The sequence below is a fragment of the Pseudoalteromonas sp. SG44-17 genome, from assembly GCF_014164235.1.
Lineage (GTDB): Bacteria > Pseudomonadota > Gammaproteobacteria > Enterobacterales > Alteromonadaceae > Pseudoalteromonas > Pseudoalteromonas rhizosphaerae.
The window spans coordinates 38175-56372 of the sequence record NZ_JACJEV010000028.1 but is presented as its reverse complement, the minus strand read 5'-3'; the positions used below and the strand labels follow the sequence as shown (position 1 = coordinate 56372).

Here is an 18198-nt window from a genome sequence, read left to right as displayed (position 1 = left end):
TCTAATTTGATTGCAGCAGAATACGTTGCGCGTTTTAATTTCGTCATTTTTTCACCCAAATTTGTATGCTTATTAGCATAACATTTCTTTCTTAATGGGTGGCCAAATTAACTATGCCACTACACTTTACGTACTCTTAGAAATTAGAAAAGTAGTTTCTGATCACCCCACTCCATTTATTTCATTACAATTAAGTGATCCTAGTGATACGGAAATCGATTTAATGAAAAAAATCAACCAACTAATAGATAATGAAGATAAATCTCCTGAGTTTGAAACGTATTTAGAAAAAATAAGGTGGTGTGGAATAACCTTATTTAATAGTTTTGGCGTTCTATCTTAACTATAACAATTTATAACGCTAAGGACAGCATATGCAACCAGACATAAAAAACATCCGCCAACAACTCGGTCAGTACCTTTATCAGCAAATAAAATAGCCGTAGCTTGAAGCACAACTTATTTTAAACTGCGAAGATGAAAGCGTACTTGAATGCAAAGCCCATTATCAAACAGCAAATGACTCAAGTGAGCACCCAATCGCTGTTTCTAACGAAATAATCGAGTTATTCAGTACTTTGTTTGAGAATGCCACTAAGCACCAACCCAAAAACTGGACACGCGCTATTTTTACTATTAATCGCCAAGGCCAATTTAATCTCAACTTTGAGCGTGAGAATACCGTTCATGAAGTAATCACTGCGCAGTAAATGCACTAATTAATTACTTAAATTCAAGTAAAAAATAAACCCGCTCTTTAACAACATGTATGTTGTAAAGCTGGGCGCTACAGTCTTCAAAGATTAGTGCCCTAGCCTTTCATTTTTGCACAAGTAAATTCGAGTCTACGCATTCGTGGCAGCGGGTTTACCCCGCGACATAATTCCCCCGCAGCCCACAACGAATTATTATTTGATGATAAAGCCAATGACAGCAACGAATCGATGGAAGCCGCTATTGCAGTGTTCCGGCTTTATACCCAACGAAAGTAGGCAAAGGCGACCCAGTAAAATACCTGCGCGAAATAAACTGGCAAGACTTAGGCAAACAAGCCGCCAGTGAAGTCAAAGCAATTATTAAAAGCTTTAGAGATACCTTGCAAGATATTTCAACCAGCTGGAAATACGACCTCCTACTGCCAGACTCGGCCATTGACGGCATGCAAGCTATGGTCAAACAGCTTGATGAAGTCACCCCGCAAATAGACCAAGGGGTAAAAAACGCCGCAAACGAAATTGGCAATCGCGTAAACAAAGCCCTCGATGAATTTGAGCCACCGGCAAGCACGGGTATAGTAGGCAAACCGAAGAAAACCGTTGCCAATGAACTAGAGCCGCCGAAAGGGAATGACTTGAAGGGGGCTACAGCGCTTAAGCGAGTCAGAAACCCAGCCCTTGATGCCCATTATAAAAACTTAGCGGCTTATGAAACGGCTTATAAGAACAAACTAGATGACGCTATTAAAAATGGTGATTCAAGCCATCGCATTGGTGCATTTAAAGCGAAGCTTACCGAAGTTAAAGGTGAACGTGCAGCAAGTGCCTATATGGCACAACACTTTTATAAGCCCGCGCCACCTGCGAAAATGGAGCTAGGCTTTGGTCCGGGCCCCGGTTTTGACCAAGTATGGGCTAAGCGGGATAAAAATGGCAACGTGCTAGAATACTTTATCGTTGAAGCTAAGGGACCTGGCGCCGAGCTCACTAAAGGAGCTAAGAAAGGCGATCAAATGACCACGAAGTGGATAAAAAATACAATTAAAAGCATGAGAAAATCCAAGAAATATCCGGCTCAAAATACACTAGGCAACGACTTATTCAATGCGAATGACTTAGATATACCGTTAAATAAAATTGTTATTGAAGCCGTTGAAAAAGGCGGTCAAGTCGTCGAAGGAAAATTACAACCTTTACCATAGAGAATTGATAATGCTACAGTTAAACCAACTATCAATAGAAAATATAGAAGAAAACATCTCACGTGCAAACAGCCATTTGGCCGCATGGATAGAGCGTTTTCAAGATAATACTAGAACCCCTGAACAAAATAAAAATAGCGTATTTAAAATAACCGATTTCTATTTTATGCTTGCATACGCTAAATACGCACTCGAAGAGCACTCAGAAGTAAAACCCAATTTTGAAAAAGCAGCACCGTTTGCTTTTTTATGCGGCTTCGACCCTAAATTAAAAACGAGTAATAACGATTGGACTATTCAACAAGAGCTAAATGTTGTTCTTCTCTTTGCTGAGCAGGATGTTTTAGAAAAGCTTAAACACAGTGAAATAAAGTTATCCAGCGTTCAACATCAAGCAAAACTCCAATACGCTGAACTATTAAAAGCGATTGGTACAGGCCAAACTATTAATAAAGATGATGTTGAGGCTGCTTTACTTGAAGCCAAAAACACTAAAGACAAAGATGTACTGCAATATATACTTCCTTTATTAGAAGCAATCTCGGCCTTAGTCTCAGGTGATGAATTACGTTGGCAAACTAGTATCGACAAAGCCATAACTTGGCATAAAGATGAATGTAAATTTGGTGATTTAAAAGATATGGAAGAAGGCTTTATCTGTTTAAATGCTCTTACTATGGCAAAGTTAGGCAAAGACATGCATGGTTGGCAATGCCAAACCGATTCACTATATTTACCTTTATTTTTAATTGATTAGTTTCGATAATCACACAACACGAGCCTATTATCTATGAGCAGTTTAATTCACCTATTACTTATTGACGAAGATAGTTACCCCACTACGCTTGCCGATGATGATGAAAGCAAATACCAACAGTTATTAGAGATAACCCAAAATGAAGCCATTCATTGGCAATCTATCGAAATAAATCTGCGCGGCTTTGAACCAGCACTGCAATTATGGGACGCCATCGCAGGTAATAGCCGTTTATTATTGATTGCTAGCTTTAATTTTTATCCTCACAAACTACTCCGACCCGATGCGGATATCAGCGGTAGCTTTGGTTTTTTTCCTGCGGATATGGTTAAAGATTTATACGCGATAATGGAGGAAGAATACAATTTTGATATTAGCAACTTAGAAGGGCAGCAAATTATTGCTGAAATTGAAAAGGATGGAGACGATGAAGTAAACCCCGAAGCCTATGAGCTAGTTCGAGATAAATACTTTGTAACCTTTAGAGATGCGGCTGAGCAAGGTAAATCTATCGTCGTACTCATTGAGCAATAATTAACTTATATAGAAAACGCTAAGGACAGCACATGCAACCAAATATTAAAAACATCCCACAACAACTTGGGCAATACTTGTACCAGCAAATAAATGAGCCATGGCTTGAAGCCCAGCTCATTTTAAATTGCGAAGATGAAAACGTACTTGAATGCAAAGCCTATTATCAAACAGTCGACGACTCAAGCGAACATCCAATTACCGTGACAGACGAGATTGTCAATTTATTCAAACAAGTATTTGATAAAGCAACAAAGCACCAACCAGAAAAATGGACGCGCGCTATTTTTACCATTAATCGCCAAGGCCAATTTAATCTGAACTTTGAGCGTGATAATAATGATGATGACGTTATCACTGCATAAAATACACACTAATTTAAACGCGTAAATTACGCTAATACAAAAAACACTAAGGACACAAAACATGGATGTTAAGAAAAACACCCGCAGCAAGCTAAGCCTAACCGCCTTACTTTTTTCAAATAGATTTATCAAAAGCCCTATTATTCGTATCGCGATCATCTTCGCCATTATTATCGCGTGTTTACTAATGATCAAAGTGGCCATAATGGCCTTTTACATCACTGTATTTATGCTAGTCGCTTTTTTAATATTGGGTACGTGGCAACGATTTACTAAGCTTAAAAAGAGCAAAACCCTAAACTAATATTTATTATAGTCATAATGAAACTGTTTCTTTTATTGCTATAAACATAATAAAATAAGGAAAACTGGTATTTTTTGCAACTATGATTTGAACCTCATCCTTATACATACTAAAATGCCATTTGATTTATAGTTAAAGTAAATATAAAAGTCATGGAAGACTCTAGTAAATACATAATCCTTCCTATTGTTATTCCATGATTTTTCGTTGCTAAAAGTGATATAAACAAAGATGTTTATAATGAACAATTTAATGGAGTAATTATGAAAAAATTAAGTGCGCTGGTTGCTATAGTGATGCTATCAGGTTGTTCAAGTAACCCTAAAGTTGAACAACAGACGGCTTCTGCTGAGCAATCTGTTGTCACCACAGAAGAAGTAAACAGTGCAATATCACTGACCGTTATTACTTCTCCTGATGATGCCCGTATTCGCATAATGAATATAAAGCCGAAATACCAAGCAGGTATTGAACTCGATGAAGGTAAATACGACATCGAAATTACTAAAGACGGTTACTTAACCTATAGAAAGTGGGTTACTGTTGATAAGAAAACGATCCTGACTATCGAGTTAGATCAAATTGAAGCAAGCCAATCTGCATTATGACACCACTGATGGCAAGTTTATTCTTGCCATCACCAATTTGTATTGCCTGTGTTAAAAATTAAGTATAGTTTCCATAAAAAGTAATTGTCGTATTAAAAAAATCCCCGTATCCTGTTGCGCTTATTAAATGGACAGTAAAAATAAGGATATGAATTTTGGAGTCATCACAAAACCACTCTGACCAAGCAAATACACCTCCTCGAATACCTAACGTACTGAAAAAAGTTGATAATAAAGAGCTAAAAAGTACTAGCTTTTGGTTGAACCAAGTGTTTTTAGTACTTTCAACTATTTTTGGTGTTTACTTAGCTGCGCAAAGCGGTTTAGAGCAAGCACTAAAATTTGATTCATATAGTAAAATGGAGGATAACTATTATTTGCGTACTTCATTATATGATGAAGTAAATGATAATTTAGAGAATATAAAACGCTATTCGTTACTTTTAGCCAAAAGCCCACACACAAGTGAACTTGAATATAATAAACCCACGCTTGAAAAGTATATTTGGCAAACTATGCAGTACTCACCAACAACTCTTGAAACTCCGAGTATATTTCTAACACAAATTCGTCGTTTTTATAGTCGTGCTGAGTTTGTCATTGATGCGGCGTTAAAGCGTAAAATGTCTGCGCGCCAAGCGTCAATTGAACTAAATCAAATTGCCGATATTATTGAGCAACAAACATTACCTCAACTAAAAGCTAGTGCATTAAATTTACAACAAGAATTACAACAAAACGATATTATTATCGGCTCATTGAAGGAGGCTGATAATGCCAACTAAACGCTGCCCTCACTGCAAAGATCACCCTTTGGATGTTACTCATTATCAAGGTGAAGAGATAGATATCTGTCGCGAATGCGGTGGCTTATGGTTTGAAAAAAACGAAGTTAACCGGATGATTGCCGAAATCAACGAAGGTCCTATTGGTGAAAAATACGAGACTCATTTTGGTGAGTCATTAGGTATTTCTAAGCTAGACTGTCCCGATTGCAGTAAGAACCTTGAGCGCTTTCATTTACTCGAAGATTTTCATACCGAAATTGATGTTTGCCGTCATTGTGATGGCAGTTGGATTGAAAAAGGTCAATTAGAAAGCGTTGAAAACAGCCCCGAGCTCAAAGCAAGCCTAGACAAGCTAAACCAAAAAGTTAGTTGGAAAACTTATCTGTTTCAATTTTTAACGCAAATGCCCGTTGAATATAACCTAAAACCAAAACAAACGCCGTGGGTTACTCGCGGTTTAATTGCACTCAATGCCATTGTTTTTGCCTTGTATTTTTTCAATTCAGACGCATTCAGTGCCACCCTCGAATTATTTGCAATGAATCCAAGTAAGATCTCTCAAGGCGAACATTTATGGAGCGTGATTACCTGTGTTTTTTTACACGGCTCAGTAATGCACCTTATTGGTAATATGTACTTTTTATACATTATTGGTGATAACCTCGAAGACGTATTAGGTCATAAAAAGTTTTTAATATGGTATATGGTATGCGGTTTGGCAGCGTCTTTTGCTAGCTTTATCGTTGATCCCAGCTCGATTATTCCAAGTGTCGGGGCTAGCGGCGCAATTGCAGGGCTATTTGGTATGTACTTAATGTGGTTTAGGCACGCCAGCCTAACTTTTATGTTTATCATTTATCAAAAGAAATTATCTGCAGTGTGGTTTTTTGTAATTTGGTTAGGGATCAATATTTATGGCATGATTGCAGCACCTGATGGTATCGATTATGGCGCTCATATAGGTGGCTTTATCGCAGGGTTATTGATCGGCTTTGCTCTTAAAGCAAAAATCACTGCACAAAATCCTATAATTGAATTATTAAATCAACCTGAAGCACAGTTAAAACGCTAATTTAACGCTTAAACCTTCCCTATCTGTGCTGATGGGAAGGTTTTCATTTATTACGTATCACTCACTACTTTATGAATAATGGCTTGGCATTGAGCTACGTTCATAAATTTTGGTACTGGATAGTCCCAGTTAGCCTCTACAATTGCAGCATCAGCAAGCTTAGGTATATCAGCTACTTTTAGCTCTTTTAAATGACGAGGGATAGCTAAATCAATAAGTAACTGCTCTAAGGTGTTTAATAGTATTGCTGCTTTTTCTGCTGGTTTTTGGTGTGATTGTGTTAATTGGCAATGATCAGCAATAGCCGCCAGCTTTTTATCTATACTGGAACCATAAAATTTCAGCACATGCATCAATACCACACTATTTGCTAAACCGTGAGCTGTGCCGTATTGCGCGCCAAATTGATGCGCTATAGCATGCACATAACCTACAGATGTTCGGGTAAACGCTTGTCCTGCATAAAATGAAGCGAGTAACATATTTTCCCGCGCAACTAAGTCATTACCATTTTTATACGCTGTTAATAAATTTTGTAAAATAAGTTCGATTGCCCGCAATGACTTGTCATCACTAAAAGCAAGGCCATTAGTGCCTATGTATGCCTCAAGTGCATGCGTGAGTGCATCGATACCTGTAGCTGCGGTAATAAAATCAGGCACCGTTTGTGTTAGCTCAGCAATTAAAACTGCATCACTTGGTACAAGAGCAAAGTCAGTGGCGGCATATTTTGTTTGCATTTGCGGATCGTTTACCACCGCAGCAACGGTCGTTTCTGAGCCAGTACCTGCAGTTGTTGGAATAGCACATAATGGGGGAAGTTTTTTCAGTACTTTAAACAAGCCTTTTAACTGCTTAACTGATTTATTAGGTCTTACTGCACGTGCGCCAATTAATTTGGCACAGTCAATTACTGAGCCGCCACCAACGGCGATAATACTATGACATGTGTATTGCTGATAAAGTGCTAAACCGCTTTCAACATTGCTAATCGTTGGATTAGCATCAACGTCACTAAACAGCTGCCAAGAGATTGCCTGCTCATCCAGCAAAGCTAAAATGGGAGCAACAACGCCTAAATTTTTTAACGTATTGTCAGTTACAACTAACACAGGTTTATTTGGATTAAGTAATGCAAGCCATTGCTTAAACCCGCTATAACCTTGATACAAACGCGGATCAGGAATACCAATAAAAATAACAATACATTTTAAAATAAAATGATAGCAGCGATATAAAAAATACATAAAATCAGACTTTTGTTATTTTTAGGTTACCTGATAGTGCATCAATTTAAAGCAATTGCCAATAATAGGCAGCCCCTAATACAGAAGTATTTATAATGATAGTGAGCCAAAGTACCGCAATAAATGCACGTTTTTGTGATTTATGTCTTAACCATTGCTGAGCGATCAGTGCTCCCGGCCAACCACAAATTAATGCTAAAATATGTAAACTACGTTCCGGCACTCTAATAGGCTGATCTGTTGACTCTATCGCCAAACGCTTATCCCATTTATAAACTAAAAACGTAATACTGCTCATAGTACAGTAAACACTGGCGACCAAATATGGCCAATAATCAAGCAGCCCACCAATCACTAATACAACTAGAAAACTAACAGAAAAAAGCAATAATGTTTTTTTAATCAACGGACTCTCGCCTATACTACAATTTGAAAAACTAATAATGATAGGCACGATTATGTCATACCTAAAAACACTTTTACTATCTTTTTGCTTTATCTACGCTGGTGCTATTAGTGCACAAACGATTGACTTAGCACCAGAGCTTGAAGTATTTAAACCTTACCTCGGCACATGGCAAGCTGATTTCAATGTTGCCGATAATAAGCCAAAGATTCAGGATGTAAGTCGCTGGGAGCGAGCCCTCAATGGGAAAGCAATTCGTACCCTTCACTCAATTAATGAAGGTGAATATGGCGGCGAATCAATGATATTTTGGGATAGTAAAAAGCAGTCATTAGTTTTTTATTATTTCACTACAGCAGGCTTTTATACTCAAGGGACATTGAAAGTATTGAGCCCTACGCAGTTTGTAGCATACGAAACCGTAACAGGTTCAAAAGAAGGCATTACAAAAGTAAAATCAACCAGTGATTTTAAAGATGAGCAGTTTGTTGTCTCTACCTCTTATTTAAAAAAGGGTGAATGGACAAAACCTGAAAAACGTATTTACACTCGCAGTAACAAACAGGTTATTTTTAAATAGAAACGGCATAAAAATAGTCGAGTAAATCGATTTGCTGGACTGATGATTTACGTATAAAAGCCATACCTAATTTGAAAGAGGTAGCGCGTTGAAATATTTTGCCGCTCTTTGGTTTGTATTATTTTGACAGCTGAATTAGGGGTGGACCTAGTTTAGAGTTGATAATGTAACTCAAACTAACCACGCCGAAGTGGCGTGGCTAGTTTGTGAGCGACAGGTTAAGTTATACCGGTTTTATACAGAACCAAGTTAATCACATTGGAGGTATTATGTTTTCAATTTATTCAATTCATCGTCTTGTTGTGCAACAAGCTGATTGAGCATTTGACTACCATCGCCAGCTTGAGTTGATAAATCAGCAAGTTGTGATGCAGCATCGGAGATCAACGTTAAATTACGATTAATTTCTTCAGTTACAGAACTTTGCTCCTCTGCAGCCGTCGCTATTTGGGTGATCTGATTAGTTATCTCTTCCACTTTAATTACCACACTGTGTAAAGCATCAAAAGCAACGGTAGTTTCATCAACTGCAGTTTGTGCTCGCACAACTCCTTTTTCAATCACTGTTGAGGCATTACCCACTTCAAGCTGTAAGTTGTCAATTAAGCCACTAATGTCATCTGTTGACGCACGAGTTTTAGATGCCAGAGCACGCACTTCATCGGCTACGACAGCAAAGCCTCGCCCCTGTTCACCAGCGCGAGCTGCCTCAATCGCAGCATTAAGTGCGAGTAAATTAGTTTGCTCTGAAATAGTGCGGATCACATCTAAAATTTGTGTAATATCGTTACTACGCGCCGCCACTTTGGCTACGGCTTGATTGGCTTGCTTTATTTCTTCAGACATAGTTTTCACTTGTGATACCGCAGACGATAAACTCGCTTCGCTACTGACCACTAATGAATTAATTTCATCCGCTTGCTGCGCTGATTGCTCTGAAGCACGGGCAACTTCAAGTGCAGTGGCACTCATTTCATTCATTGCCGTTACGACACTTTCAATTTCTTGAAACTGAGCTTGCACATTTTGCTTAGTATCAACGGCTACATGTGCGGCAATTTGTGCCTGCTCCTTAGTTTGCCCTGATACATCTTTTAATTGCGCAATTAAATCACGTAACTTTTCCAAAAACGCATTAAACCCAACAGCGAGCGCAATTAACTCTGCATGAGTGTCAACCGTTAACGTTTGTGTTAAATCCCCTTCACTACTGGCTAAATTATCAACCCGTAACTGAATTTGTTGCAGCGGCGCCACGATGCTTTTGACAACTAAAGTCATAATAATAAATGCAGCGCCAGCAATCACTAACCCAGATATTAAAATTAACCCACCAAGAGTGTTGGCATTATCTTGCATACTTGCACTGAGCTGCTGTGGTCCTTGTAGTGCAAGCTCTGCAGGTACTTCTACTAGCAAAGTCCACTGACGACCAGCAAGTTTAATATCTATTGGGTAATTGACTAAATATTCATTTTCGCTCTTTTGTACTCCAGAGCTTTCTTTCAAACTAGTATAATTTTTTAACACCGAGGCAGAGACTGCTTCTTTTAGCGGACGACCAAGTTTGTCTTTGTTATGACTGCTACCCACAATTAAATCCATCGAACTTAATAAGGTAACTCGCGCCTGACCATTATATAATTCTTTTGATAACTGCTCGGTCATAGTTTGAAAAACTGGCAGTGTAATATCAACGCCACTGAGGCCAATAAACTTACCGTCGCGCAGTATTGGCACAGTCAAAGATGTCATCATTTCCGAATTGCCGGGGGAGATTTCGTACAAGTAGGGTTCCATAATGCACGGTTTTTTAGTGTCTTTAGCACATAAGTACCACTCAGCCTCACGTTGACCAAATTCGTTTAAAGTCGTAACGTATTTTTCTGCTGCATCTTCAACAACTTGCTGTTCAATCACACCTTCACGGCTGCGAGTGAAGTAAATCTCTAAGGTGCCTTGGCCTGCGACTGAATGATCAAAACCACTTTTATATTGTTGATCGTTACCATCAAAACCATTAGCTTCAAATTGCGAGTAGATTGAAGAAAGTATCGAATTACCTTCTATAATAGAGCGATTAAGCTGTACCACCGAATCACGTGTTAAAGCATCTTTAGCCGATTCATTACCAAGTATCGCAGCGAGTGAAAAAGGCACTCGATATGCTTCGTTGATAAACCCTGCGATTTTTTCACCGTACACTGCAGCATTACTGGTGAGCTTTTCTTCTACCTCTGTAACTATCAATTTTTCAGCTTGTGCTGATAACACTTTATTGCTGCTTGATAATTGCCACCAAAGCACACTCGATAGCACTACAACGGTGATAAAAATACTACCTAAAGTAAGCCATAGTAACTTTTTCGCCAACGCTAATTGCCGCATTCCACTTATCCTCGAATTAAAACTACGTTTACATTCTAGTTCAATTATTCATAAGTTAATCAATTTTGTTGAAAAAAACCGTATTAATGGATATTCCTAGACCACTCAACCTAACCAGTGGTTAATAAACTTTCCCGATAACAAAGCCAATTTAGACATAGAGTTGATCATTACTGAACTATTTGTGTTAATGCTTGGCAATGACATACATGGTTTAACATACTGAAATAGTATTAATATACAATGATATAAGTGAGGATATTGATTGTCGGGTAGCGCAAACTAAGGATTACAAATTTTAGTACAGATTATCACAATTGCGCTTCTTGGTTATAAATGGCGCTCTAAAAAGCTCATGGTTATAAATAAAAGCCACAAAAAAGGCGCATTTAAAATAAAAATGCGCCTTTAAAAATATAAATTATTAAATTTACAATAAGTTAGATAACCGACAATTCAATTGCGATATTACCACGAGTAGCATTTGAATATGGGCAAACTTCGTGTGCTTTAGCCACTAACGCTTCTGCGGTGTCTTTATCTACATCACCGACAAAAACAGCTAATTTTACAGCGATACCGAAACCACCTTCGATTGGACCAATCGATACTTCTGAATCAATGCGGGTATCAGCAGATAACTTAACTTTAGCTTGGCCTGCAACTAATTTTAATGCGCCAATAAAACACGCTGCATAACCCGCTGCAAACAACTGCTCAGGGTTAGTGCCTTGACCATCATCGCCACCTAACCCTTTTGGAGTTGAAAGTGCCACATCTAAACGGCCATCGTCTGATTTTGCAGTGCCCTCGCGGCCACCCGTTGCAGTTGCTTTAGCTGTGTAAGCGACTTGTAGTAATTCTTTCATAATGTTTTCCTTATTTAAGGTTGGGACTAAATTTATTTTGCATGCAAAATAATAAAGTAGTTTATTGATCATTGCAAATATTTTGCATGCAAATTAAAATGCAGTGTCATCATTCGAGAGCTACTATGAAATATCCACAATTGAAATTAGATAATCAAATTTGTCATCGTCTGTATATGGCCTCCAATTCAGTGGTACGTGCCTATCGAGATGCACTAAACGAACTTGAACTGACCTATCCACAGTATGTGGTGATGATGGCGCTCTGGGAAGAAGATGAGATCAGTATTGCACAGCTGCTGGAAAAAACCGCAATAGATGGCGGCGCCATGACACAAATTTTGAAAAAAATGACCGATAAAAGCTTATTAGCCGTGGTTAAAGATGAAACAGATAAACGTAAGCGAGTCGTAAAGTTACACAAACAAGGCATACAGCTGCAACAACAAGCAGCGAATATCCCTGAGCAAATTCGTTGCCGTTTTCCATCTATTACGCAGCAAGAAGCCACACAACTAATTACTTTACTTGATAAACTCAATACTGACTTAAGTTAATTATCAAAAATTTTGAGAGCGATTCGTGTATATATACCCCACTCTTTTTCTATTATAAAACTGCGTTATAGTGGGTGCAGCAAAACAATTTAACGGAGCAACTCATGAAAGCCATTGGATACCAAACAGCAACCAAAACACTTAGCAATCATTCTTTCGAAGCCATCGAGTTACCTATTCCAACAGCATCCGGTCACGATTTATTGGTCGAAGTAAAAGCAATTTCAGTTAATCCTGTCGATGCGAAGATCCGCGCAAATGTTAGCCCTGAACAAGGTCATAAAGTCATTGGTTGGGACGCTGTTGGGATCGTAAAAGCTGTTGGTGATAAAGTAAGTTTATTTAATCTGGGCGACCGGGTTTATTACGCTGGTGATTTAACTCGCTCAGGCAGTAATGCTGAATTTCAACTAGTTGATGAACGTATTGTTGGCCGTGCGCCTACTACCTTGAACAATGCCCAAGCTGCTGCGTTACCGCTAACCAGTATTACAGCCTGGGAATTACTGTTTGATCGTTTGCAAATATCACGTTCCAACAATGCAAAACCAGCTTCATTATTAGTTATTGGTGCCGCAGGCGGTGTTGGCTCAATTTTAGTGCAGTTGGCCAAACAGCTAACCAACTTAACGGTGATAGGCACAGCATCACGCGTAGATAGCGTTAGCTGGTTAAATGCGCTAGGTGTTGATCAAGTGCTTGATCACTCACAAAGCTTAGATGCACAACGAACAGAGCATAATCTTGCTGAATTTGATTATGTAATTAGCCTCACTCATACCGATCAACATCTTGATGAAATTATTAAAGTGATCAAACCACAAGGTAAATTAGCTTTAATAGACGACCCAGCAAGTTTTGATATTTTAGCGCTCAAGCGTAAGAGTATCTCACTGCATTGGGAGTTTATGTATACTCGTTCAATGTTCCAAACTGACGATATGATAGCGCAACATCAGTTACTTACTGAATTAGCAGAGCTAGTTGATAACGGCATCATTAAAACTACCTTAGGCCAACATTTAGGGAAAATTAATATAGAAAACCTGCTCAAAGCGCACGCAATATTAGAATCTCATCAATCACGCGGTAAGCTGGTACTTGAAGGGTTTTAAACTTACTTAATATTATTGCGCGCTCATCTGAACGCGCAATAATTCCCCTTCTGCTCCAGCAAAGTGCAAAGCCATCATTATTTTTCACTACATTAGTGCTTATACTCAATCATACAACAACGAAAAAACCTTAAGCTATTGATTTGTTTTAACTAAAAATAATTATTCAGACTGGCACAGATCTTCCTTACAAAAGAGTAACTCACTAATCTGAGTTTTATCTTCATTTACCTCGTCTACAGGGAGCGAGCTATGACTAATATTTATCATATGTTGTATTTACTATGGCGCTTAGATATAAGCATTTGGCATATTCACCATGCCAATGATCCTCACACCACCGCAGAAAAGGAGCGTGAATATGTTAAGTAACTACCCGCACTTAGATGAAGCGCTTAAAAAGTTGTCGGTGCATCAATTAACAATTAGCCAAGCCTCCGAGCACTATGATTTACCCAAACGAGTGATCTATAAAGCACTGCGTCAACAACAAGCAAAAATAGCACAGCAAAAAAGCTACCTACTCGCAGCACAAAAACGTTTGCAACAAAACTTGCAGAGCGTAGAACTAGAATTAGCTAATTTTAATTAACCTACTACTGATTATTTTCTGTATAGTTTAAATACACTAAAATTAGTAAAATTGCAGGATAACTATGACAGCTGTAGAAGTTAATTTTGATGGCCTTGTAGGCCCGACTCATAACTACGCGGGATTATCATACGGTAACGTAGCATCATTAAATAATGCGGCAAGTTACTCCAATCCAAAAGAGGCGGTACTGCAAGGCTTAGCGAAAATGAAAGCTATGCATGACTTGGGACTAACTCAAGGGGTATTTGCCCCACATGCCCGCCCTGATATAAATGTATTGCGTCGTTTAGGATTTACAGGCACTGCTGAACAAGTGATCAGTAAAGCGTTTAAAGCTGATCCTGTTTTAGTTCGCGCATGTTATTCAGCATCATCAATGTGGACTGCCAATGCCGGCACTGTATCACCATCAGCCGACACACTTGATGGCAAAGTTCACTTTACTGCTGCTAATTTGAATAACAAATTTCATCGCTCCCTTGAGCCTCAAACAACAACACGATTACTTAAAGCCATGTTTAATAACGAAGGCTACTTTAGTCATCATACCCATTTGCCAGATCAAGGTTTTTTTGGTGATGAGGGCGCGGCTAACCATACTCGCTTAGGCGACGAGCATGGTGTTCAAGGTTTGGAGCTGTTTGTATATGGTGCCAGCGCATTTAACAGCGCACTGCCTAAGCCAGTTAAATTTCCTGCAAGGCAGACACTTGAAGCATCACAAGCAATATGCCGACTACATCAGCTAAAACCATCTAGCCAATTAATGATTCAACAAAACCCTGAGGTGATTGATCAAGGGGTGTTCCATAATGACGTAATCGCGGTGGGTAACGCCAATGTATTACTCTGTCACGAGCAAGCTTTCTTAAATCAGCCTATCGCCCTACAACAAATAAAAGATGCATATATTGGCGACAAAACACTGCATATTATTGAGGTGCCAACAGCCAAAGTAAGCGTGCAAGATGCTGTAACTAGCTATTTATTTAATAGCCAACTGGTTAGTTTAAACAATGGCAAAATGTTACTGGTTGCTCCACAAGAATGTAAAAACAATCAGGCAGTTAACAGTTATATTGAAGAAATGATCCTTGCAGACAATCCAATTGATCAAGTGCAATTTTTTGATTTAAAACAAAGCATGCAAAATGGTGGTGGCCCTGCTTGCTTACGTTTACGTGTAGCGCTAAATCAGCAAGAACTCGCGGCAGTCAATCCTGCGGTTATTTTAAACGATAGTAAGTACCAACAACTATGTGATTGGGCGAATAAGCACTATCGTGACAAACTTAGTAATGATGATTTTGCAGATCCAAACTTGTTACGTGAAAGCTGGCAAGCGCTGGATGAATTAACTCAACATCTGCACCTAGGCTCTGTGTATCCATTTCAATTAGAAGGATAAACCATGCAAGATACAAGCGTTGTAGATACGCAAATACATAAAATCAGTTCACTAGCGGGATATCAGCAATCGCTAAATCATTTACTGGTTGATAGCGTTAACAATGGTGCATCGATTGGTTTTATCGCGCCATTGACGCGCGCACAAGCAGATCACTACTGGCACAGTATTGAATGCGATTTATTAAATGATAGCCGCGAATTATTTGTTATCACCGAAGGATCTGAGGTAATTGGTGCAGTGCAATTATCGCTGTGTCAAAAAGCTAATGGCGCTCACCGCGGTGAGGTTGAAAAGCTAATGGTACATAGCCAATACCAAGGCCAAGGATTTGCAAAACAACTTATGCATACCCTTGAAAAAAGTGCGCTGCAGCAACAATTAAAGCTACTGGTACTGGATACCCGCTTAGGCGATATTGCCTCACTTTTATATGAAAAATTAGGCTATATAGAAGCCGGTGAAATACCACAGTTTGCCCTTAGTTCATCGGGCGAATTACAAAGTACTGTGCTGTTTTATAAATTACTTAAGTGAGTTAAATTCGTCAATCGCTTACAACCTTATAATGTTATCAGCAGTCACTTCGCTTTTGTAACCTACCATAAAGGCATTTACTATAACGTTTAAATCGCTGCTAATACGTTGACAGAACAGATAAAATGGGATCAAGTAGACGAACTTATCAGCATGTTTTCAATGAGCACAAAAAGAAAACGCCAGTCAATATTAATTAACTGGCGTTAAGCTGACAGATTGCTATTTAATATATTAAATCACTATCTGTTATTTACACATCCTTGTTAACGGTTATTGCCGATGCCATCGACTCCGATATATGTAACGTACGCTGCGGAAATGGAATTGTCAGCCCTGCTTGCTCAATAGACTCTTTTACGCGTTTATTAAGATCCCAGACTGTTTGCCAATAATCACCGTTAACTGTCCACGCACGTAATTGAATATTCACTGAGCTTTCAGCTATCGATGTCACCATCACCTTAGGTGCTGGATCCGCTAATAATCGGCTTTCTGATGCGGCTATTTGTTTAAGTACATTTAAGCCATCATCTATTGAGTCAGCAAACGAAATACCTACTACAATATCCATGCGTCTTTTACCATTGCGAGTGAAATTTTTAATATTACCACCCCACACTTTGCCATTTGGCGAAGCGATATATAGGCCATCATTGGTTTTAAAAATAGTTGTAAAGAGGTTAATTTCACTCACAGTACCCGTTGTGCCACTGGCATCAACAAAGTCACCAACTTTAAATGGCCTAAGTATTAATAACATAATACCTGCGGCAATATTACTGAGGGTATTCTTTAACGCAAGGCCAATCGCAAGGCCAGCCGCCCCCATAAGTGCTATTAAACTGGCTGTATTAACACCAAAAATATCTAAAATAAACAACCCTGCAATGATATACACCAAGTAGCCCAGCACACTCGATAAAATTGGTAGTAAGGTTTTATCCATTTTCTTAAGAGGCGACTTAGAGTTTTGGATCGCTCTTTTAACAGAGCGCGCAATTAGAGCACCAGCTATAACAATAGCCAACGCTAGAATCAGTTTATAACCTAGAGTCATTATGGTTTCTGAATGATTTTGCCAAAACACTAATAACTTATCTTTCACTGTTTATTTCCACTAAGTAATTGCTGCAATTGAGCAAGGTTTAACATAGCTTACACAAGGTTAAAACCACATTGTTATAAGCCAATAAGTGTGAGCTGCTATAAACATTTGCGATTTGTAGCCTGCTAAAAAATAAGCTGGCCTCAAAGCGAAACCGCGCGATTATATAGCATAATAAATATAAACCTAACTTTTTATTTTAATCTTTAAAAACAATTAAAAATCATATAGTTAAATCAAACCAGCAAGTTGGTGTAATAAGCATTCAATGGAGGTTAATCCTTCACTGTTACCATTACCACTAAGAGTATCAAATCTAGTCTCAGATTTAATCGAGGAGCAAGTCATGAGTAAAGAAAAAGTTGTACTTATTACAGGCGCTTCCAGTGGTATTGGTGAAGCAACAGCAAAAACCTTAGTCGCAAACGGTCATAAAGTAATTTTGACCGCTCGCAGTGAAGACAAACTTAATGCGCTGGTTGAAGAGTTCGGGGCTGATAACGCATTAGCAGTTTGCGCAGATGCCACTGATTTTTCATCGCTTGAAAACGTAGTTAATACAGGTATAAAACACTTTGGCCGCCTTGATGTTGCATTTGCCAATGCCGGTATGGGTGTTCAAACGCCAGGTGTTGAAGAGGGCGATCCTGAGCAATGGCAAACAATGATTGATATTAATATCAATGCACTGCTTTACACCGCAAAACTCACTCTGCCACACCTAAGAAAAACCACAGGACACTTTATTTTAACCAGCTCAGCCGCAGGACGGATTGCCCTTAAAGGCTCTGTTTATGGCGCAACAAAATGGTTTGCTTACGGTTTTGGACAAAACTTAGCTGAAGAAATGAAGCCATGGCAAGGACGCTGCACCACTATTGCCCCAGGCATGGTCAATACGCCTTTTTTTGATGAAGCAAAACCCGACAAACTTGACCCAAATGATGTAGCCGAGGCGGTACTATTTGCTATAGAGGCAAACCCACGTTGCAATGTACGAGAGTTATTTTTGATGCCGAGTAATTAACGGACTCGACAGTAA

21 protein-coding genes and 1 pseudogene are annotated in these 18198 nt (G+C 38.9%); 17 read left to right on the top strand and 5 right to left on the bottom strand.

All coding sequences use genetic code 11. The features are described from left to right. The first annotated feature begins 94 nt into the window (after positions 1-94). From H5182_RS17095 to H5182_RS17050, 10 genes and pseudogenes are all read left to right on the top strand, one after another. Positions 95-343 carry a hypothetical protein gene (locus H5182_RS17095; protein ID WP_182760372.1) on the top strand — a complete coding sequence of 83 codons (249 nt, stop codon included), beginning with the start codon at positions 95-97 and terminating at the stop codon, positions 341-343. 31 nt (positions 344-374) lie between these two features. Then, positions 375-710 (top strand): annotated as a pseudogene (locus tag H5182_RS17090) (DUF600 domain-containing protein). A gap of 386 nt (positions 711-1096) precedes the next feature. Then, complete coding sequence (locus H5182_RS17085; RefSeq protein WP_310736405.1) at positions 1097-1918, top strand: hypothetical protein; 822 nt, start codon at positions 1097-1099, stop codon at positions 1916-1918. A 10-nt stretch (positions 1919-1928) separates the two neighbouring features. Then, positions 1929-2675, top strand: coding sequence for an immunity 49 family protein (locus tag H5182_RS17080; RefSeq protein WP_259398159.1), 747 nt, complete (start codon positions 1929-1931; stop codon positions 2673-2675). Positions 2676-2708: 33 nt separating this feature from the next. Beyond that, entirely contained in the window at positions 2709-3209 is a 501-nt protein-coding gene (locus H5182_RS17075; protein WP_182760371.1) for a hypothetical protein, read from the top strand. Between the two features lie 32 nt (positions 3210-3241). Beyond that, entirely contained in the window at positions 3242-3574 is a 333-nt protein-coding gene (locus H5182_RS17070; RefSeq protein WP_182760370.1) for an immunity protein YezG family protein, read from the top strand. 61 nt (positions 3575-3635) lie between these two features. Further along, complete coding sequence (locus tag H5182_RS17065) at positions 3636-3878, top strand: hypothetical protein (RefSeq protein WP_145242522.1); 243 nt, start codon at positions 3636-3638, stop codon at positions 3876-3878. 263 nt (positions 3879-4141) lie between these two features. Next, positions 4142-4486 (top strand): PEGA domain-containing protein, encoded by a 345-nt coding sequence (locus H5182_RS17060; protein ID WP_145242524.1) that lies wholly within the window; start codon positions 4142-4144, stop codon positions 4484-4486. A 155-nt stretch (positions 4487-4641) separates the two neighbouring features. Continuing rightward, complete coding sequence (locus H5182_RS17055; protein WP_259397348.1) at positions 4642-5271, top strand: hypothetical protein; 630 nt, start codon at positions 4642-4644, stop codon at positions 5269-5271. Next, the gene (locus H5182_RS17050) at positions 5261-6346 is read left to right on the top strand and encodes a rhomboid family intramembrane serine protease (RefSeq protein WP_145242010.1); all 1086 of its coding nucleotides are present in this window, start codon (positions 5261-5263) and stop codon (positions 6344-6346) included. The genes H5182_RS17055 and H5182_RS17050 overlap by 11 nt, the downstream gene beginning before the upstream one ends. A gap of 50 nt (positions 6347-6396) precedes the next feature. Here H5182_RS17050 and H5182_RS17045 read toward each other — a convergent pair whose 3' ends face one another. Together H5182_RS17045 and H5182_RS17040 are read right to left on the bottom strand one after the other, a co-directional pair. Next, positions 6397-7593: an iron-containing alcohol dehydrogenase gene (locus H5182_RS17045; RefSeq protein ID WP_145242012.1), complete on the bottom strand. Its 1197-nt coding sequence runs from the start codon at positions 7591-7593 to the stop codon at positions 6397-6399. Positions 7594-7639: 46 nt separating this feature from the next. Beyond that, a complete protein-coding gene (locus tag H5182_RS17040) occupies positions 7640-7999 on the bottom strand; it encodes a DUF1294 domain-containing protein (protein ID WP_145242014.1) in 360 nt (119 codons plus the stop codon). Positions 8000-8051: 52 nt separating this feature from the next. Here H5182_RS17040 and H5182_RS17035 point away from each other — a divergent pair, with 52 nt between their 5' ends. Beyond that, positions 8052-8579 (top strand): hypothetical protein, encoded by a 528-nt coding sequence (locus tag H5182_RS17035; protein ID WP_145242016.1) that lies wholly within the window; start codon positions 8052-8054, stop codon positions 8577-8579. 267 nt (positions 8580-8846) lie between these two features. On the opposite strand, the gene H5182_RS17030 is transcribed toward H5182_RS17035, so the two are convergent. Beyond that, positions 8847-10967 (bottom strand): methyl-accepting chemotaxis protein, encoded by a 2121-nt coding sequence (locus tag H5182_RS17030; protein WP_182732119.1) that lies wholly within the window; start codon positions 10965-10967, stop codon positions 8847-8849. A gap of 440 nt (positions 10968-11407) precedes the next feature. Beyond that, entirely contained in the window at positions 11408-11836 is a 429-nt protein-coding gene (locus H5182_RS17025; protein ID WP_182732118.1) for an organic hydroperoxide resistance protein, read from the bottom strand. 125 nt (positions 11837-11961) lie between these two features. Here H5182_RS17025 and H5182_RS17020 point away from each other — a divergent pair, with 125 nt between their 5' ends. The 5 genes from H5182_RS17020 to H5182_RS17000 all read left to right on the top strand — a co-directional run bounded on the left by H5182_RS17020 (position 11962) and on the right by H5182_RS17000 (position 16048). Next, the gene (locus tag H5182_RS17020) at positions 11962-12393 is read left to right on the top strand and encodes a MarR family winged helix-turn-helix transcriptional regulator (RefSeq protein WP_145242022.1); all 432 of its coding nucleotides are present in this window, start codon (positions 11962-11964) and stop codon (positions 12391-12393) included. A gap of 104 nt (positions 12394-12497) precedes the next feature. Then, a complete protein-coding gene (locus H5182_RS17015) occupies positions 12498-13508 on the top strand; it encodes a zinc-binding alcohol dehydrogenase family protein (RefSeq protein WP_182760369.1) in 1011 nt (336 codons plus the stop codon). Positions 13509-13869: 361 nt separating this feature from the next. Continuing rightward, a complete protein-coding gene (locus tag H5182_RS17010; RefSeq protein ID WP_182719062.1) occupies positions 13870-14100 on the top strand; it encodes a helix-turn-helix domain-containing protein in 231 nt (76 codons plus the stop codon). Between the two features lie 64 nt (positions 14101-14164). Beyond that, on the top strand, positions 14165-15511 hold the full coding sequence (gene astB / locus H5182_RS17005; protein WP_145242028.1) for an N-succinylarginine dihydrolase: 1347 nt from the start codon (positions 14165-14167) through the stop codon (positions 15509-15511). Positions 15512-15514: 3 nt separating this feature from the next. Further along, complete coding sequence (locus H5182_RS17000; RefSeq protein ID WP_182732116.1) at positions 15515-16048, top strand: GNAT family N-acetyltransferase; 534 nt, start codon at positions 15515-15517, stop codon at positions 16046-16048. A 253-nt stretch (positions 16049-16301) separates the two neighbouring features. Here H5182_RS17000 and H5182_RS16995 read toward each other — a convergent pair whose 3' ends face one another. Then, positions 16302-17156, bottom strand: coding sequence for a mechanosensitive ion channel family protein (locus tag H5182_RS16995; RefSeq protein ID WP_182733874.1), 855 nt, complete (start codon positions 17154-17156; stop codon positions 16302-16304). 346 nt (positions 17157-17502) lie between these two features. Between H5182_RS16995 and H5182_RS16990 the strand changes: the two genes are divergently transcribed. Next, positions 17503-18183, top strand: a complete 681-nt coding sequence (locus tag H5182_RS16990; protein WP_182733872.1) for an SDR family oxidoreductase — start codon at positions 17503-17505, stop codon at positions 18181-18183. The last annotated feature ends 15 nt before the right edge of the window (positions 18184-18198 follow it).

What these genes read in the sequence shown, in the direction of transcription:
- H5182_RS17095 (WP_182760372.1), top strand. Translation starts at nt 95, where the DNA reads ATGGGTGGCCAAATTAACTATGCCACTACACTTTACGTACTCTTAGAA.
- H5182_RS17010 (WP_182719062.1), top strand. Translation starts at nt 13,870, where the DNA reads ATGTTAAGTAACTACCCGCACTTAGATGAAGCGCTTAAAAAGTTGTCG.
- H5182_RS17025 (WP_182732118.1), bottom strand. Translation starts at nt 11,836, where the DNA reads ATGAAAGAATTACTACAAGTCGCTTACACAGCTAAAGCAACTGCAACG.
- H5182_RS17035 (WP_145242016.1), top strand. Translation starts at nt 8,052, where the DNA reads ATGTCATACCTAAAAACACTTTTACTATCTTTTTGCTTTATCTACGCT.
- H5182_RS17030 (WP_182732119.1), bottom strand. Translation starts at nt 10,967, where the DNA reads ATGCGGCAATTAGCGTTGGCGAAAAAGTTACTATGGCTTACTTTAGGT.
- astB (WP_145242028.1), top strand. Translation starts at nt 14,165, where the DNA reads ATGACAGCTGTAGAAGTTAATTTTGATGGCCTTGTAGGCCCGACTCAT.
- H5182_RS17045 (WP_145242012.1), bottom strand. Translation starts at nt 7,593, where the DNA reads ATGTATTTTTTATATCGCTGCTATCATTTTATTTTAAAATGTATTGTT.
- H5182_RS17070 (WP_182760370.1), top strand. Translation starts at nt 3,242, where the DNA reads ATGCAACCAAATATTAAAAACATCCCACAACAACTTGGGCAATACTTG.
- H5182_RS17080 (WP_259398159.1), top strand. Translation starts at nt 1,929, where the DNA reads ATGCTACAGTTAAACCAACTATCAATAGAAAATATAGAAGAAAACATC.
- H5182_RS17000 (WP_182732116.1), top strand. Translation starts at nt 15,515, where the DNA reads ATGCAAGATACAAGCGTTGTAGATACGCAAATACATAAAATCAGTTCA.
- H5182_RS16990 (WP_182733872.1), top strand. Translation starts at nt 17,503, where the DNA reads ATGAGTAAAGAAAAAGTTGTACTTATTACAGGCGCTTCCAGTGGTATT.
- H5182_RS17060 (WP_145242524.1), top strand. Translation starts at nt 4,142, where the DNA reads ATGAAAAAATTAAGTGCGCTGGTTGCTATAGTGATGCTATCAGGTTGT.
- H5182_RS17065 (WP_145242522.1), top strand. Translation starts at nt 3,636, where the DNA reads ATGGATGTTAAGAAAAACACCCGCAGCAAGCTAAGCCTAACCGCCTTA.
- H5182_RS17015 (WP_182760369.1), top strand. Translation starts at nt 12,498, where the DNA reads ATGAAAGCCATTGGATACCAAACAGCAACCAAAACACTTAGCAATCAT.
- H5182_RS17020 (WP_145242022.1), top strand. Translation starts at nt 11,962, where the DNA reads ATGAAATATCCACAATTGAAATTAGATAATCAAATTTGTCATCGTCTG.
- H5182_RS17050 (WP_145242010.1), top strand. Translation starts at nt 5,261, where the DNA reads ATGCCAACTAAACGCTGCCCTCACTGCAAAGATCACCCTTTGGATGTT.
- H5182_RS17075 (WP_182760371.1), top strand. Translation starts at nt 2,709, where the DNA reads ATGAGCAGTTTAATTCACCTATTACTTATTGACGAAGATAGTTACCCC.